The 15,255-nt window shown below is 65.7% G+C and carries 12 protein-coding genes; all 12 read right to left on the bottom strand.

Translation table 11 applies throughout. The annotated features are described in order from the left end of the window. Positions 1-9: 9 nt before the first annotated feature. On the bottom strand, positions 10-2,430 hold the full coding sequence (gene bamA, locus ACWPV3_RS10325; RefSeq protein ID WP_453977802.1) for an outer membrane protein assembly factor BamA: 2,421 nt from the start codon (positions 2,428-2,430) through the stop codon (positions 10-12). A 29-nt stretch (positions 2,431-2,459) separates the two neighbouring features. Continuing rightward, positions 2,460-3,677 (bottom strand): M50 family metallopeptidase, encoded by a 1,218-nt coding sequence (locus ACWPV3_RS10320; RefSeq protein ID WP_453977801.1) that lies wholly within the window; start codon positions 3,675-3,677, stop codon positions 2,460-2,462. 24 nt (positions 3,678-3,701) lie between these two features. Next, entirely contained in the window at positions 3,702-4,898 is a 1,197-nt protein-coding gene (gene dxr / locus ACWPV3_RS10315; protein WP_453977800.1) for a 1-deoxy-D-xylulose-5-phosphate reductoisomerase, read from the bottom strand. Continuing rightward, complete coding sequence (locus ACWPV3_RS10310) at positions 4,895-5,713, bottom strand: phosphatidate cytidylyltransferase (protein ID WP_292087789.1); 819 nt, start codon at positions 5,711-5,713, stop codon at positions 4,895-4,897. Before ACWPV3_RS10310 ends, dxr begins: the two co-directional genes overlap by 4 nt. Continuing rightward, positions 5,713-6,477, bottom strand: coding sequence for a polyprenyl diphosphate synthase (gene uppS, locus ACWPV3_RS10305; protein WP_453977799.1), 765 nt, complete (start codon positions 6,475-6,477; stop codon positions 5,713-5,715). Before uppS ends, ACWPV3_RS10310 begins: the two co-directional genes overlap by 1 nt. A gap of 37 nt (positions 6,478-6,514) precedes the next feature. Then, positions 6,515-7,072: a ribosome recycling factor gene (frr, locus tag ACWPV3_RS10300; protein WP_292087787.1), complete on the bottom strand. Its 558-nt coding sequence runs from the start codon at positions 7,070-7,072 to the stop codon at positions 6,515-6,517. A 39-nt stretch (positions 7,073-7,111) separates the two neighbouring features. Beyond that, positions 7,112-7,843 carry a UMP kinase gene (pyrH, locus tag ACWPV3_RS10295; RefSeq protein ID WP_292087786.1) on the bottom strand — a complete coding sequence of 244 codons (732 nt, stop codon included), beginning with the start codon at positions 7,841-7,843 and terminating at the stop codon, positions 7,112-7,114. 127 nt (positions 7,844-7,970) lie between these two features. After that, positions 7,971-8,912, bottom strand: a complete 942-nt coding sequence (gene tsf, locus ACWPV3_RS10290) for a translation elongation factor Ts (RefSeq protein WP_292087785.1) — start codon at positions 8,910-8,912, stop codon at positions 7,971-7,973. A gap of 103 nt (positions 8,913-9,015) precedes the next feature. Beyond that, entirely contained in the window at positions 9,016-9,867 is an 852-nt protein-coding gene (gene rpsB / locus ACWPV3_RS10285; RefSeq protein ID WP_312735561.1) for a 30S ribosomal protein S2, read from the bottom strand. 223 nt (positions 9,868-10,090) lie between these two features. Then, positions 10,091-10,687, bottom strand: a complete 597-nt coding sequence (locus ACWPV3_RS10280) for a DUF4142 domain-containing protein (protein WP_313454591.1) — start codon at positions 10,685-10,687, stop codon at positions 10,091-10,093. Between the two features lie 95 nt (positions 10,688-10,782). Beyond that, on the bottom strand, positions 10,783-14,244 hold the full coding sequence (gene dnaE, locus ACWPV3_RS10275; RefSeq protein WP_453977798.1) for a DNA polymerase III subunit alpha: 3,462 nt from the start codon (positions 14,242-14,244) through the stop codon (positions 10,783-10,785). 229 nt (positions 14,245-14,473) lie between these two features. Next, on the bottom strand, positions 14,474-15,127 hold the full coding sequence (locus tag ACWPV3_RS10270; protein WP_292176517.1) for a response regulator transcription factor: 654 nt from the start codon (positions 15,125-15,127) through the stop codon (positions 14,474-14,476). Between the last annotated feature and the right edge of the window lie 128 nt (positions 15,128-15,255).

The raw sequence follows: 15,255 nt of genomic DNA, 5'->3' as shown, positions 1-15,255 counted from the left end.
GTCGCTTCCTTAGAACTGAGTTGAGGTCGAGAAACGGAATGATTCCGTCTTGTCGTAGTCTTCCTTGGACAGGACCTTGGAGATGTCGAAACGGATCGGCCCCATCGGCGACTTCCAGTGGATGCTGACGCCGGCCGAGGCGCGCAGCGACAATTCGTCGGCGATATTGGTGTTGGGCGTACCGGTCGCCGTCAGCTTGTAGCGGTCGTCCAACACGCCCAGAGTGCCCACGTCGGCGAAGAGCGAGGTCTTGATGCCGTACTGCTCGGGCAGATAGTTCGGCACCGTCAGCTCCACCGTGCCGATGGCGTAGAAGTTGCCGCCCAGGGCGTCGGTCGTCGTCAGATCGCGCGGCCCCATGCCGGCGGTCTCGAAGCCACGGAAGCTGTTGCCGCCCTTGAAGAAGCGATCGTTGATGCGGATCGGATCGCCGTTCCAGCCGCTGACATAACCCGTGGAGCCCTGCAGGCTGACGACCCAGTCGGGCGTGATGCCGTAGTACCAACTGGCGTCCGCTTCGGTCTTCACATAGTGCACGTCGCCGCCAAGACCGGCCAGATCCTGACGTATCGACCCGGCCCAGCCCCTCGTCGGGCGGATCGGATCGTTGGTGTAGTTCATCTGCAGCGTATAGCCGATCGACGAGTTGATATAGCTGCCGATCTGATCGCACAGGGCCGACGACCCAGCGCCGGTTCCGCTGCAGTAGCCCGACGGCACGATGATCTCGTCCGACTTCAGGAAGTAGCGCGTGCTGAGCAGCATGTTGCCGTTCAGCGGGTAGGACAGGCGTAAACCGCCGCCGGTCGAACGGTAGTCGTAGGACGAATATTTGCTGAGGTCGTAGCGTGAGTGGAACAGGTCGAAGCCTGCGCGCAGGTCGCGCCCCAGGAACTTCGGCTCGGTGAAGCGGAAATCGACCTGCTGGCGCAACGAACCCCATTCCAGACGGGCGACGACGTTCTGGCCGCGTCCCCGGAAGTTCCGCTCCGAAATGCCCAGGTTAACGGTGAAGGAATCGACCGAGCTGAATCCCGCACCGACGGACAGTTCGCCGGTCGGCTGTTCCTGGACGTTGACGTTGATGACCGAACGGTCGGGCGCGCTGCCGCGCTCCTCTTCCACCTTCACATCCTTGAAGAAGCCCAGCGCCCGAAGGTTGTTGCGCGACCGCTCCATCAGGGCGCGGTTGTAGGCGTCGCCTTCCGTCAGCAGCAGTTCGCGGCGGATGACCGGGTCGATGGTGCGGGTGTTGCCGACCACATTGATGCGGTCGATGTAGACGCGCTGGCCTTCCGACACGTTGAAGGTCACATCGACCGTGTCCGTTTCAGGATTGGCGCGATAGGTCGGATTGATCTCGACGAATGCATAGCCGGCCGAACCGGCCGCGAACGTCAAGGCGTCGACCGCCTGCTCGATCTTGTCGCTCTCGTACAACTGACCTTCGCGGATCGGCACCAGCGCCTTCAGGAAATCGGCGTTCAGCCGGTCGTTCTGGGTGACGACGTTGATCTTGCCGAAGTTGTACTTGTCACCTTCGTTCAACGTCAGGGTGATCTCGAACGCCTGATTATCGGGTTGAAGCTCGGCCACCGACGAAATGATGCGGAAGTCGTAATAGCCGCGGTTGGTGTAGAACTTCCGCAGCTGTTCCTGATCGTATTCCAGCCGGTTGGGGTCGTAGTTGTCGTTGTTCGAGAAGAACTTCCACCACTGGGACTTCTCCGTGACCATCACGCCCCGCACGTCGCGATCCGAGAAGGCCTTGTTGCCCAGCACATTGATGGCGCTGATGCCGGTCTGCGGGCCTTCGTTGATCTCGAAGACCACGTCCACGCGGTTCTGTTCCAACTGGACCAGCTTGGGCGTGACCGTGGCCGAGATGCGACCCTGCAGACGATACAGTTCGATGATGGAGCCGACGTCTTCCTGAACCTTGGCGCGGGTGTAGATGCCGCGCGGCTTCAGCGTCACTTCCTTGTTCAGCTTGTCCTGCGACAGGGCGTGATTACCCTCGAACACCACCTGGTTGATGATCGGATTTTCCACGATCTGGACGACCAGGTCGCCGTTCTGCACGCCCAGTTGCACATCGGCGAACAGGCCCGTGCGCGACAGGGTGCGGACGGCGACGTCCAGGACAGAGGCGTCCACGGCGTCGCCCGGCCGGATCGGCAGGTAGGACAGGACCGTCGTCTGGTCGATACGCTGTGCGCCCTGCACGATGATGCGGTTGATGGTGATGGGCTGCGGCGCGGCCATCTGAACATGAGGCGTCGCCTCGGCCGGGGCCGCAGGCGCGGCGGTCGGCTGCGCGGGCGCGCTCTGCGCCAGGGCCGGGGCGGTGAAGCCCGCCGCGACGGCGAGGGCGAGCAGGCTGGAACGGGCGCCCAGTCGGACGGCGGCGCGAGAGGTCATGTCGTTCATTCTGAAAACCATCGGGGGCTGGCGTCGGCTCACGAGACGAGCCCGCCGAGGAATTGGAAGAGGTTGAGCTTCTGTAGGTCGTTCCACGTCGCGAACAACATAAATCCCGCCAGAAGCGCAAGACCTGCGCGATAGCCCATCTCCTGATACCGGGCCGACACGGGTCGTCTCGCCACGGCCTCGAAGCCGTAGAAAAGCAGATGGCCGCCGTCCAGCACCGGAATGGGCAACAGGTTTAGAAAGCCGATTCCGATCGAAAGTATGGCGGCAAGGCGGATCATTGTCACCGACAGGTTCAGCGCGAACGCACCGGCGTCCGGACTGGCCTCGGCCACCGCATTGGTCAGGGAGCCGCTGACCTTGGCGATGCCCAGGGGACCGCTGAGTTGATCGCCCGACTCCCGCCCCGTGATCATACGGCCCAGATAGGTCAGGGTCGCGCCGATCGTGTCCTTCACCTGCACGACCGCGCCGCCCACCGCATCGACGGGTCCGTAGCGGACATGGCGAATATCGCTGGCGGCGGGGCGCATCATCAGGCCGATCTGCGCCACCTTGATCCGACCCGCGATGGGGTCGTCCTGGATTCGCCGCTGGGGCGTGGCCGTCAGCACCACGGTCTCGGCTCCGCGCTCGACCGTGAAATGCAGGGGATCGCCCGCGCTCAGCATCACGGCGCGGCTGACTTCGGACCCATCCTCGATCATGCGGCCGTCGATGGCGATGATCAGGTCGCCGGGTCGAAAGCCCGCCGCGGCCGCCGGGGTGTTGGGCTGAACCTCGAACACCCGCGCGGGCAGGACCACCTTGCCCAGGGCCATCAGGCTGATCGAGAAGATGACGACGGCCAGGATGAAGTTCGCCGCCGGCCCCGCGACCACGATCAGGGCGCGCTGCCACACCGGCTTGAAATGGAAATAGTCGCGCTCGGCGCCCGGCCCATGTTCGGCGACGACGCGCTGTCGCAGTTCGGCCAAACCCGCCTGATCCGGCACGCTGGAAGCGTCCAGGTCGCCCGAGAATTTGACGTAGCCGCCCAAAGGCAACCAGCCCAGCCGCCATTCGATGCCGTGCCGGTCCGTGCGGCTGAACAGCGCCCTGCCGAAGCCGACGGCGAAACGATCGACCTTCACCCCGAAGGCGCGCGCGACCAGGAAGTGGCCCAGTTCATGTATGGTGACGATGAAGGTCAGCACCAGCAGGAACGGTACGATATAGATCAGGACCTGACCCAGGACGCCCAGCATTCGAAAGTCGTCTCCCCTGGCCGATCAGGCCGCGTTTGCGAGATTGGCGATGACGGCCCGGGCCATCCGGCGGGCCTCCGCATCGACCGACAGGGCCGCGTTGCAGGCGTCTCCGGAGCCGAAAGCCGTCTCCGCTTTCGTCGCACACTCAAGGGTTTCGGCGACGACTGCGGCAATATTGAGAAACGCCAGCTTGCGGTCAAGGAAGGCGAAGGCCGCCGTCTCGTTGGCGGCGTTGAACACCGCTGGCGCCGCCCCGCCCGCTGTCAGGGCCTGACGCGCCAGATCCAGCGCGGGAAAGCGATGCGCGTCCGGCGCCTCGAACGTCAGTCGCCCCAGAGCCGCCAGGTCCAGCTTGGGCGCAGGCCAGGCGATACGATCGGGCCAGGCCAGGGCGCAGGCGATGGGCGTACGCATGTCCGGCGGCCCCATCTGGGCCAGGGTCGAACCATCCACATATTCCACAAGGCTGTGGATGATCGATTCCGGATGAACCACGACATCGATCCGTTCTGCCGGCATGGTGAACAGATAGGCCGCCTCGATCATCTCGAGGCCCTTGTTGGCCATGGTGGCGCTGTCGACGGAAATCTTGGCCCCCATGCTCCAGTTCGGGTGGGCCACCGCCTGTTCGGGCGTGATGGCAGTCATCTGATCGCGGGGCGTCCGCCGGAACGGCCCGCCCGAGGCCGTCAGCACCAGTTTGGCCACACGCTCGGGGGCCTCGGCCGGAAACACCTGGAAAATGGCGGAATGCTCGGAATCGACGGGGATCAGCCGCCCGCCCGCCTGCGACACCCGGTCGATCAGGGCTGCGCCGCAGCACACCAGGCTTTCCTTGTTCGCCAGGGCCAGGATCGCACCGGTTCCAGCGGCCGCCCAGGCCGATTTCAGTCCGGCGGCGCCGACGATGGAGGCCATGATCCAGTCCGCCGGGCGCAGCGCGGCCTCGACTACGGCGTCCTCTCCCGCCGCCACGGCGATGTCGGTTCCCGCCAGGGCGTCGCGCAGATCGTCCAGACGCGCCGGGTCGGCCGTCACCGCCAGTCGAGGTTTCCAGCGCCGCGCCTGCTCGGCCAGTTTGGCGATGTTGGCCCCGCCTGTCAGGGCCTCGACCTCGAACACCCCCGTGCCCGTGGCCTCGGCCTGAGCCATCAGGTCAAGCGTCGAGGAGCCGACCGAGCCGGTCGATCCCAGAACCGTGACACGCCGACGGATCAAGCCGCCCGCTCCAGAATCAGAACGACCAGGCGGCCGGCCGCCACGACGACCACGGCGAACATCAGTCCGTCCACCCGGTCCAGAAGGCCGCCATGACCTGGAATGGTGTTGCCCGCGTCCTTGACCCCGAAACGGCGCTTCAGGCCCGATTCCCACAGGTCGCCGCCCATGGTCGCCAGCGCCCCGGCCAGGCCCATGACCGCGCCCCAGAATACGGTCAGCCGCCCCATATCCACCAAGACGGTCATGACCGCGCCGGCGACCGCGCCGGCCAGAATGCCGCCAATGAAACCCGACCAGGTCTTGTTCGGCGAAAAGCGCGGCCACAGCTTGGGTCCGCCCAGCGTCGATCCGACCAGATAGGCCAGGATGTCCGCCGACCAGGCCACCGCGAACACCAGCACCGTCCAGTGTAGGCCGACGGGATCGACACCATCGCGCAACCAGATCAGCAGCACCGACGGCCAGCCCAGGTAGAGCACCCCATAGGCGGCGTCCAACGCCTCCTGTCCTCGGCTTCGGGCGTAAACGCCAGCGGCGGCGGCCCCGAACACCAGCATGACGAAGGCCACGGACATGGCGCCGAAATAGGCGCTGAACACGGCCGCAACGATGCCGAAGGTGACGGCTCCGCCCATGACGCGCCGGGCGTGGGGCGCGCTCATCGCCGCCCATTCGAAGGCCAGGACCACGCTGGCGACCGTCATCAGGGCCAGAAACCAGACGCCCCCGACCCAGGTCGCGGCGACCGCCGCCGGCGCCAGCACGACCGCGGAAGCAGCCCGCAGAGCGATGTCGCGCGGCTTGACGGGCATCAGGCCGACACCGCCGACACCGTTGACTGACGGCCGCCATAACGCCGGTCGCGCTGGCGGAACGTCTCGACCGCCTCGGCCAGCGCCCTGGGGCCATAGTCGGGCCACAGGATGTCCTGGAACACCAGTTCGGCGTAGGCGGCTTCCCACAGCAGGAAATTGGAAAGCCGTTGCTCTCCCGAGGTGCGTACGATCAGGTCCAGCGGCGGCGATCCCGCCGTGGCCAGACCCGCCTCCAGCGCGGCCTCCGTCAGAGGGGCGTCGGTCTCGCCCGCCAGCATCCGGGCCATGTGGCGCTGCGCGGCGTCCACCAGATCGGCCCGACCGCCGTAGTTGAAGGCGACCTGAAGCAGAAACCGGTCATTGTGGGCCGTTTGCGCCTCGGCCTTGTCGATGATCCTGGCGATGTCGGCGGGCAGGCCTTCGCGGCGGCCCAGGATGCGCAGACGGACGCCGGCCTTCTCCAGTCGCGCCAGATCGCTGGCGACATAGGTCCGGACCAGGCCCATCAAGTCCGAGACTTCGTCCTCGGGCCGGCTCCAGTTCTCGGTCGAGAAGCCGAACACCGTCAGGCAGTCTATCCCCAGGTCCGGCGCAGCCTGAATGGTGCGTTTCAAGGCCTGAACGCCTTCACGGTGGCCCAGGGCGCGGGGCAGCCCCCTCGCCTTCGCCCAGCGGCCGTTGCCGTCCATGATGATGGCGACATGGCGCGGCCCCGCGACGCCCGAAGCGGGGCTGTCCGGGCTTGGGGCCGCGGCCGTCATCTGCTGGAATGTCCGTTCAGCGCCAAGCCGTTCCGCCTCAGACCTGCATGATTTCTTGTTCCTTGGTCTTCAAGGTCTCATCGATACGCTTGATGGCGGCGTCCGTTTCCTTCTGGACGTCGGTCTCCAGCCTCTTCTGTTCGTCCTGGCTGATGTCGCCGGCCTTTTCGGCCTTCTTGAAGTCGTCGTTGGCGTCACGGCGCACATTGCGCACGGCGATCTTCTGCTGCTCGGCGTATTTGCCGGCCAGTTTGACCAGATCCTTGCGGCGTTCTTCCGTCAGCGGCGGGATGGGAATGCGCAGGGTCTGGCCGTCCACGATGGGGTTCAGGCCCAGGTTTGCGTTGCGAATGGCTTTCTCGACCGAGACGACCATGCCCTTGTCCCAGACATTGACCGTGATCATGCGCGGCTCGGGCACGCTGATGGCCGCCACCGCCGTCAGGGGCGAGGTCGAGCCATACGCCTCGACACGCACGGGCTCCAGGAGGCCGGCGTTGGCGCGCCCGGTGCGCAGGCCGCTGAACTCTTCCTTCAAGGCGCCGACCGCCTTGTCCATGCGGTCGCGATAGGTGGTCACGTCAGGTTTCGCCATGGTCTCGTCTCTCTTGTCTTTCGGATCACATGAACGCGCTCAGGCGTCCTTGATGACCGTGAAGGTGCCTTCGCCTGTCAGGGTCCGGCGCAGTGAATTGTCTTCCCGGATGGAGAAGACCACGATCGGTATGCCCGTGTCGCGCATCATGGCGATGGCCGAGGCGTCCATGACGCGCAGATCCTTGGCCAGAACGTCCTGATAGGTCAGGGTCTCGTAGCGGGTCGCGGTCGGATCCTTCTTGGGGTCGGCGGTGTAGACGCCGTCGACGCTGGTGCCCTTCAGCAGGGCGTCGCAGCCCATTTCGGCGGCGCGCAGTGCGGCGCCCGAGTCCGTCGTGAAGAACGGTGCGCCCACGCCGGCGGCGAAGATCACCACCCGCCCCTTTTCCAGATGACGCAGCGCGCGACGCCGGATGTAGGGTTCGGCGATGGCGGCCATCGGAATGGCGCTCTGCACCCGGGTCGAGACGCCGATCTTCTCCAGCGCCGACTGCATGGCCAGGGCGTTCATGATGGTGGCCAGCATGCCCATATAGTCGGCCTGGGCGCGCTCCATGCCCGCCGCCGCCTTGGACAGGCCGCGGAAGATGTTGCCGCCGCCGATCACCAGGCAGATCTCGACGCCCTCGGCCGCCACGTCCGCGACCGCCTTGGCGACGGTGTCCACCGTCTTCATGTCCACGCCGAAGGCCTGATCGCCCATCAGCACCTCGCCGGAAACCTTCAGCAGCACGCGTTTGTAGCGGAAGTTCGAAGGGGCGTCGGGCATGGGCGGAGGGTCCGTTGGCTGCTGCGCCCTTGAATCAGGCGGCTTCTTATAGACGAAGGGCGCGCCGACCATCAAAGCCGAACGCGCCCTTCCGATACAAAACCCTCACGAATGAGGGGATAGGGTCTTAGTTGCCACCCATCATGGAGGCGACTTCCGACGCGAAGTCGGGGCCTTCGACCTTCTCGACGCCTTCACCCAGCGCCAGGCGGACGAAGCCGGCCAGATGCAGGTTGGAGGAGCCCAGTTCCTTGGCCGAGTTGGCGACCAGTTGTTCGATGGTCACGTCCGGATCCATGACGAACGGCTGCTTGGACAGCACCACGTCCTTTTGGAACTTGTTGATCTGACCTTCCACGATCTTTTCGATCATGTTTTCCGGACGGCCTTCTTCCTTGGCCTTTTCGATCAGAACGGTGCGTTCCTTCTCGATGGCGGCCGGATCCAGGTCGTCGGTGTTCAGCGACAGCGGCGCGGTGGCGGCGACGTGCATGGCGATCTTGCGACCCAGTTCGCGAAGCGCGGTCTTGTCGCCTTCGCCTTCCAGGGCCACCAGCACGCCGATGCGGCCCACGCCCGGCGAAACCGCGTTGTGGACGTAGGTCGAAACGACGCCTTCCGACACCGACAGGCGGGCGGCGCGGCGCAGCTGCATGTTCTCGCCGATGGTGGCGATCATGTTGGTCACTTCGTCCTGGACCGTCTTGCCGGATTCCAGTTCGGCGCCGTGCAGGGCCTCGACCGTGTGGTGCTCCAGGCCCAGTTGGGCGAACGACTTGGCGGCGTTCTGGAACAGCTCGTTACGGGCGACAAAGTCGGTTTCCGCATTGAACTCGATGGCGGCGGCGACTTCACCCTTGCCGTCTTCCTTGGACGCCACGGCGACCAGGCCTTCGGCGGCGACGCGGTCGGCCTTCTTGGCGGCCTTGGACAGGCCCTTGGCGCGCAGCCAGTCGATGGCGGCGTCGATGTCGCCGTTGTTCTCAACCAGCGCCTTCTTGCAGTCCATCATGCCGACGCCCGAACGCTCGCGAAGTTCCTTCACGAGGGCGGCAGTGATCTCGGCCATGTTCTTCTCCTTGGGGGATTCGTATGTGGGAACGGCCGGGCTGATTTAGCCCGGCCGTGTGTCAGTTCAACGCACGGCCCTCGACCTGAAGGCCGTCAGGCGATCAGCCTTCGGTCTTCTCGGCTTCGACAGCTTCCAGCTCGGCGGCGACGCCTTCGGCGCCGGCCGGAACGACTTCGACCTCGGCTTCGACGACGACCGGGGCTTCACGCAGCATCGGCTCGACCGGAGCTTCCGAAGCGCCCAGATCCACGCCCGAGGCCGAGGCGCCGGCGGCCAGACCGTCCAGAACCGCGTCTGCGATCAGGTCGCAGTAGGTCTGGATGGCGCGGGCGGCGTCGTCGTTGCCGGGGACCGGATAGGTGATGCCGTCCGGGTCGGAGTTGGTGTCCAGGATGGCGATGATCGGGATGTTCAGCTTGCGGGCTTCCTGGATCGCGATCGCTTCCTTGTTGGTGTCGATCACGAACATGATGTCCGGGATCGAACCCATGTCCTTGATGCCGCCCAGCGACAGTTCCAGCTTGTCCTTCTCGCGCTGCAGGGTCAGCAGTTCTTTCTTGTTCCGGCCTTCACCGCCGTTTTCCAGAATGCCTTCCAGCTCGCGCAGGCGGGCGATCGAACCCGAAACGGTGCGCCAGTTGGTCAGGGTGCCGCCCAGCCAGCGGTTGTTCATATAGTATTGGGCGCAGCGCTTGGCGGCTTCGGCGACCGGCTCGGCGGCCTGACGCTTGGTGCCCACGAACAGGACGCGGCCGCCCTTGGCGGCGACGTCGCGCACCGCCACCAGAGCCTGGTGGAACAGCGGCATCGTCTGCGACAGGTCAATGATGTGGATGTTCGAGCGCGAACCGAAGATGTAGCGGTCCATCTTCGGGTTCCAGCGGTGCGTCTGGTGGCCGAAGTGGGCGCCTGCTTCCAGCAGGGTGCGCATCGAGAATTCAGGCAGAGCCATGATCGTTCAGTCCTTTTTCCGATCAACGTGGCGCGGGGGATTAAAGGTCGGATGACCCTCGGAATGGTGCGTATCGGGATTTCTCCCCGAATCGCGCCTCACCCGCGTTGCGAAATGCGGGGGCCATGTAGGCGGGATGGCCCCAAATAGCAAGCCTTGCATCGCCCGCGCCAAAAAGGCGGCCTCTTTCGAGACCGCCTTTCGGATGGGACGACGATCAAGCCTACTTCATGGCGTCCAGCAAGGCTTGGGCGCGGTCGCGGTGCGTCGTGACGGTTGGGATCAGTTCGCGCGCCAGACCGGCCAAGGCCGGGGCGTCGGTCTTGTCCGAAAAGCCGTTCAGCAAGGTCAGGGTCTCGTTGTGCGCTGCGACCTGCTGTTCCAGATAGACCTTGTCGAAGTCGCCTGGGGTGGCGGCGTTCAGATTGTCGATCAGGCCCTTGCGACGCTCGTCCAGCGTCGTGGGGATGGTGACGTTCGGCGCGGCCGTCGGCGCAAGAGCGGCCAGTTTCTCACCGGCGGCGGTGTGGTCCTTGGTGATCATGGCGGCCAGCGCCCTGACGTCCGCGTTTTTGGACTTCGCCTCGGCGACCTTGGCGGCTTCCAATTCGTACATATTGCCGGTCGCCAGACCGGTGACGAAGCCATCGACCGTATTGGCGCCCATCGTGGCCGCCGAGGTCTGGCCGACGACGCCCGAGGCCGCATCCTGGGTGGCGTTAACCGCCTCGTTGGCGTTCTGACGGGCGCTGTCGCCGTTGTTGTTGCAGGCCGCCAGAAGCGCGAGCGACGCGACGCCGGCAAGGGTCAGAGTTTTCATTGGATCAGTCTCCCTATGGACTGCCCAAACCCATCACGCGGCCGTGAGGTTCCGAAATATCAAAAGCTTAGCCATACATCAGCGGCTGTAGCCCGTCAGGCGTCCTCCAGCATCACCACGCCGGGCGCCGACTTCAGCGCGCCGCGCAAGGCGCCGTCCAAGCGATAGCGGCCGGGCAGTTTGACCTCGACCTCCCGTCCCTGCTCCAGACCGGCGATCATCAGCGAAATCTCGCCCCCCTTGCCGATGGCGCCCGACCGCGCTCGCTCCAGCCGCGCCTTCAGGGCCTCGGCGTCGGCGGTGCGGGCGGAGACATGGACGCGCAGGCCCAGATTGGCGTCATCCAGCAGATTGTCCATCTGCGAGGCGTCGTCGCCGAAGAAGCGCACCTCGCCGTCCGAAGCCTTGGCGCGCACCCGCACCATGACCGAGGCGCCGGGCTCCAGCACCTCGCGGCATTTGCGCAGCTGTTCGGGCGGGAAAAGGCACTCGAACTCCCCGGTCGGATCCGAGAAGGTGACGAAGGCGAACTTCTCGCCCGTCCGCGCGCTGGCCCGCTCCTGCCTGCGCCGCACCACGCCGGCCATCTGGAACGCCTCGTGTCCTCCCTCGGCAAGAGGAATGGCCTCGGCGACGAAGGTGACGCGCTTGCGCTTCAACGCCGTAGTCATCTCGTCCAGCGGATGCCCCGACAGATAGAAGCCCACCGCCGCCAGTTCGTGGTCCAGACGCTCCGGCCCGACCCAGGGATCGACCGCCTTCAGCCGGGGACGCGCCGCATGCGCCTGATCGCCGCCGAACAGGCTGACCTGGGACGACGCCCGCTCGGCCGCCACGCTCTGGCAATAGGCCATCAGCACATCGGCCTGTTCGACCAACTGACGCCGGTTCGGATGAATGCTGTCGAACGCTCCGGCCTTGGCCAGCCCCTCCAGCGCCCGCTTGTTGACGCTGCGCGGATCGACCCGCTCCAGGAAGTCGAAGATGTCCGCGAACCGTCCGCCCGTCTCGCGCACCTCGATGACGTGCCGCATAGCTTCCAGGCCCACGTTGCGAATGGCGCCCAGGGCGTAGAGCACCGCCCCCTGCCCCTCGTCCCACGCCACGTCGAAGTCGGCCGATGAGCGGTTGATGTCAGGCGCCAGAACCTGCACCTCGAACCGCCGCGCATCCTGATAGAAGACCGCCAGCTTGTCCGTGTTCGACAGGTCCAGGCTCATGGAGGCGGCGAAGAATTCGACCGGATGATTGGCCTTCAGCCAGCCGGTCTGGAACGAGATCAGCGCATAGGCGGCCGCGTGAGACTTGTTGAAGCCATAGCCGGCGAACTTGGCCACCAGATCGAAGATGGAGCCGGACTGGGTCTCGGACACATCCTTTTCCAGCGCGCCCTTGATGAAGCGCGCCCGCTGGAAATCCATCTCCTCCTTCTTCTTCTTGCCCATGGCCCGACGCAGCAGGTCGGCCTCGCCAAGGCTGTAGCCCGCCAGGATCTGGGCGATCTTCATCACCTGTTCCTGGTAGATGATGACCCCATAGGTCTCGGTCAGAACCTCCTTCAGACTCGGGTGCAGATAGTCGACCTCGGCGCGGCCGAATTTGCGGTCGATATAGGTGTCGATCATCTCCATCGGCCCCGGCCGGTAGAGAGAGATCAGGGCGGTCACTTCCTCGATGGAGCCGCAGCGCATCTTGCGCAGGGTGTCGCGCATCCCCTGGGATTCCAGCTGGAACACCCCAACCGTCTGGCCCGAGGCCATCAACTCATAGGTCTTGGCGTCGTCCAGCGGCAGCTGGTTCCACACCGGCGCGGCGCCCCGCCGCGAGAGATAGCCGTGCGCCCGGTCCAGGGTGGTCAGGGTCTTCAGGCCCAGGAAGTCGAACTTCACCAGCCCCGCCGGTTCGACCCACTTCATGTTGAACTGGGAAGCGGGGATGGTGGAGCGCGGGTCCTGATACAGCGGCACCAGTTCGGTCAGCGGCCGGTCGCCGATCACGATGCCGGCCGCGTGGGTCGAGGCGTTGCGATACAGCCCCTCCAGCTCCAGCGCCGTCTCCAGCAGGGTCTGGACCGCCGGCTCGGCGTCGCGCGCCTCCTTCAGACGCGGTTCCAGCTCGATGGCCTGGGCCAGGGTGACGGGGTTGGCCGGATTGTTCGGCACCATCTTGCAGAGCCGGTCCACCTGCCCCAGCGGCATCTGCAGCACCCGCCCGACGTCGCGCAGCACAGCCCGCGCCTGCAGGGTGCCGAAGGTGATGATCTGGGCGACCCGGTCCTTGCCGTAGTGGGCCTGGACATAGTCGATCACCTCTTCGCGCCGCTCCTGGCAGAAGTCGATGTCGAAGTCGGGCATGGACACCCGTTCTGGGTTCAGGAACCGCTCGAACAGCAGACCGAACCGCAAGGGGTCCAGATCGGTGATGGTCAGGGACCAGGCGACCAGAGACCCGGCGCCCGAGCCCCGCCCCGGCCCCACGGGAATGCCGTGCTCCTTGGCCCATTTGATGAAGTCCGACACGATCAGGAAATAGCCGGGGAACCCCATCTGCTGGATGATCCCGACCTCCCATTCCAGGCGGGTCCAGTATTCTTCCTCCGGTACGGCCGGCGTCACCTGGGTCAGACGGACCTTCAGTCCCTCGCGCGCCTGGTGCGCCAGTTCGTCGGCCTCGGACCGTCCGGCGCCCGTGTCGAAGCGCGGAAGGATCGGCGCATGGGTCTTGACCAGGAAGGCGCAACGCCGGGCGATGTCGATGGTGTTGTCACAGGCCTCGGGCAGGTCGGCGAACAAAGTCCGCATCGTCTCGGCCGACTTGAACCAGTGTTCGCCGGTGATCCGACGGCGGTCCTCCTGGCCGGTAAAGGCGCCGTCGGCGATGCACAGCAAGGCGTCGTGCGACTTCGCCTGGGCGGCCTTGGCGTAATAGACGTCGTTGGTCGCCACCAGCGGCGCGTCATTGTCATAGGCCCAGCGGACCAGGCCGCCCTCGGCCACGCGCTCGTCGTTCAGATTGTGGCGTTGCAGTTCGACATAGAAGCGGTCGCCGAACGCCGCCTTCATCGCCTGCAAGGCTTCCGCAGCTTCGGCTGCCTTGCCCTGAACAAATAGAGGATCAACCGGCCCGTCCGGCCCACCCGACAACAGGATAAGCCCCTCGGCGCGCGCGGCGACCTGGGCCCACTCCACGCCCGGCTCGGCCATCTCGCCGGCTTCCAGATAGGCGGCGGACGACAGGGCGCACAGGTTCAGCCACCCGGCCTCGTTCTGCGCCAGCAAAACCACCGTCGGCGTCTTGGCCCAGCGCGCGTTGATCTGGCCGCCGATACCCCGCACCGGCAGGGCGCAGGCCACGATAGGCTGAACCCCCGCGTCCTTGGCCGTCTGGCTGAACTCCAAGGCGCCGAACAGATTGGCCCGGTCGGCGACGGCCACGGCCGGCATGCCGGCGTCGGCCGCCATCTTGCCGATCTTGCCCGCCTTGATGGCGCCTTCCAGCAGCGAATAGGCCGAGCGCACCCGCAGATGGACGAACCCCATGGCCCCTGCTGCGCTCATTCTTCGCTCCTTTACCTCGACCGCCGATCAGACGCCGACTCGGCGCGCCTGCCAACGGCCGAGCCGCCGCCTCAAACGCTCGTGGCCATCAGCGCCGCCTGCCAGACCATCCAGACGAAGCCGCCGCACGACGCAAGCGACAGCATATCCCTCATCAAACGCGGCATGGTCTTATCCCCAGATCACCTTGTGTGTTCCGGGATTGTTCTATGTTCCATATTTGTTCCCGTCAAGCGTCGGGCGCGTGAAATCCGATGCGGGTCAAGGCCGAGGCCAGGGCCGCCGAGTTCGGCGACTGGGTCTTGCGCAACAGGCTGGCGCGGAAGAACTCGACCGTGCGCGGGCTCAGGGCCAGGGCCTGGGCTATCTGTTTCGTCGTCTTGCCCGCCACGATGAACTCGGCCACCTGCCGCTCGCGCCGGGTGAAGGTCAAAACGTCCTGCCGCGGCATGGAGACCAGCACGTCCAAGGCGTGGCGCGCCGCGCCCAGCAGGGTCTCGGGCGACGTCGGTTTGGTCAGGACGTTGTCGACCCCCATCCGCATCGCGTCGACCGTTGTGATGACATCGACATAGGCGCTGACCAGGATGACAGCGTGCCGGCCGAAGGCGCAGAAGGCGCTGACCAGGTCCAACCCTTCCACGCCCGGGAGCTTCAGGTCGACGACGATGCAGGTCGGATCGGCGTCCGACACCCACATCAGGGCGTCCAGCGGATCGCTGAATCCGACGGCGTCGTAACCGGCCTCGCGGAAGGTGAGCAGGGTCATGGACAGGATGGCGGCGTCGTCGTCCACCACCACGATTTCCTGACCGCTTCGGGTTTCTGTCCGGCTCCGTGCCCGCCCGGCGTCGGAGACTGCAGCCTCGGCCTTCTGATTCATATTCCTCACGCCGCAGTACCATTCGCGGCGAGCCCACGCCTCTTCATCGACCCAGGATATAGGGCCGCCACGCGCAGCGACACCTCGTATTCCCACGCACTTGCCACCTGGGTCGCGATTCGAGCCTC

It is taken from the genome of Brevundimonas sp. Marseille-Q4549, assembly GCF_976940555.1.
Note: the sequence above shows the minus strand (reverse complement) of the source record. Positions and strands in the feature narration are given on the sequence as shown.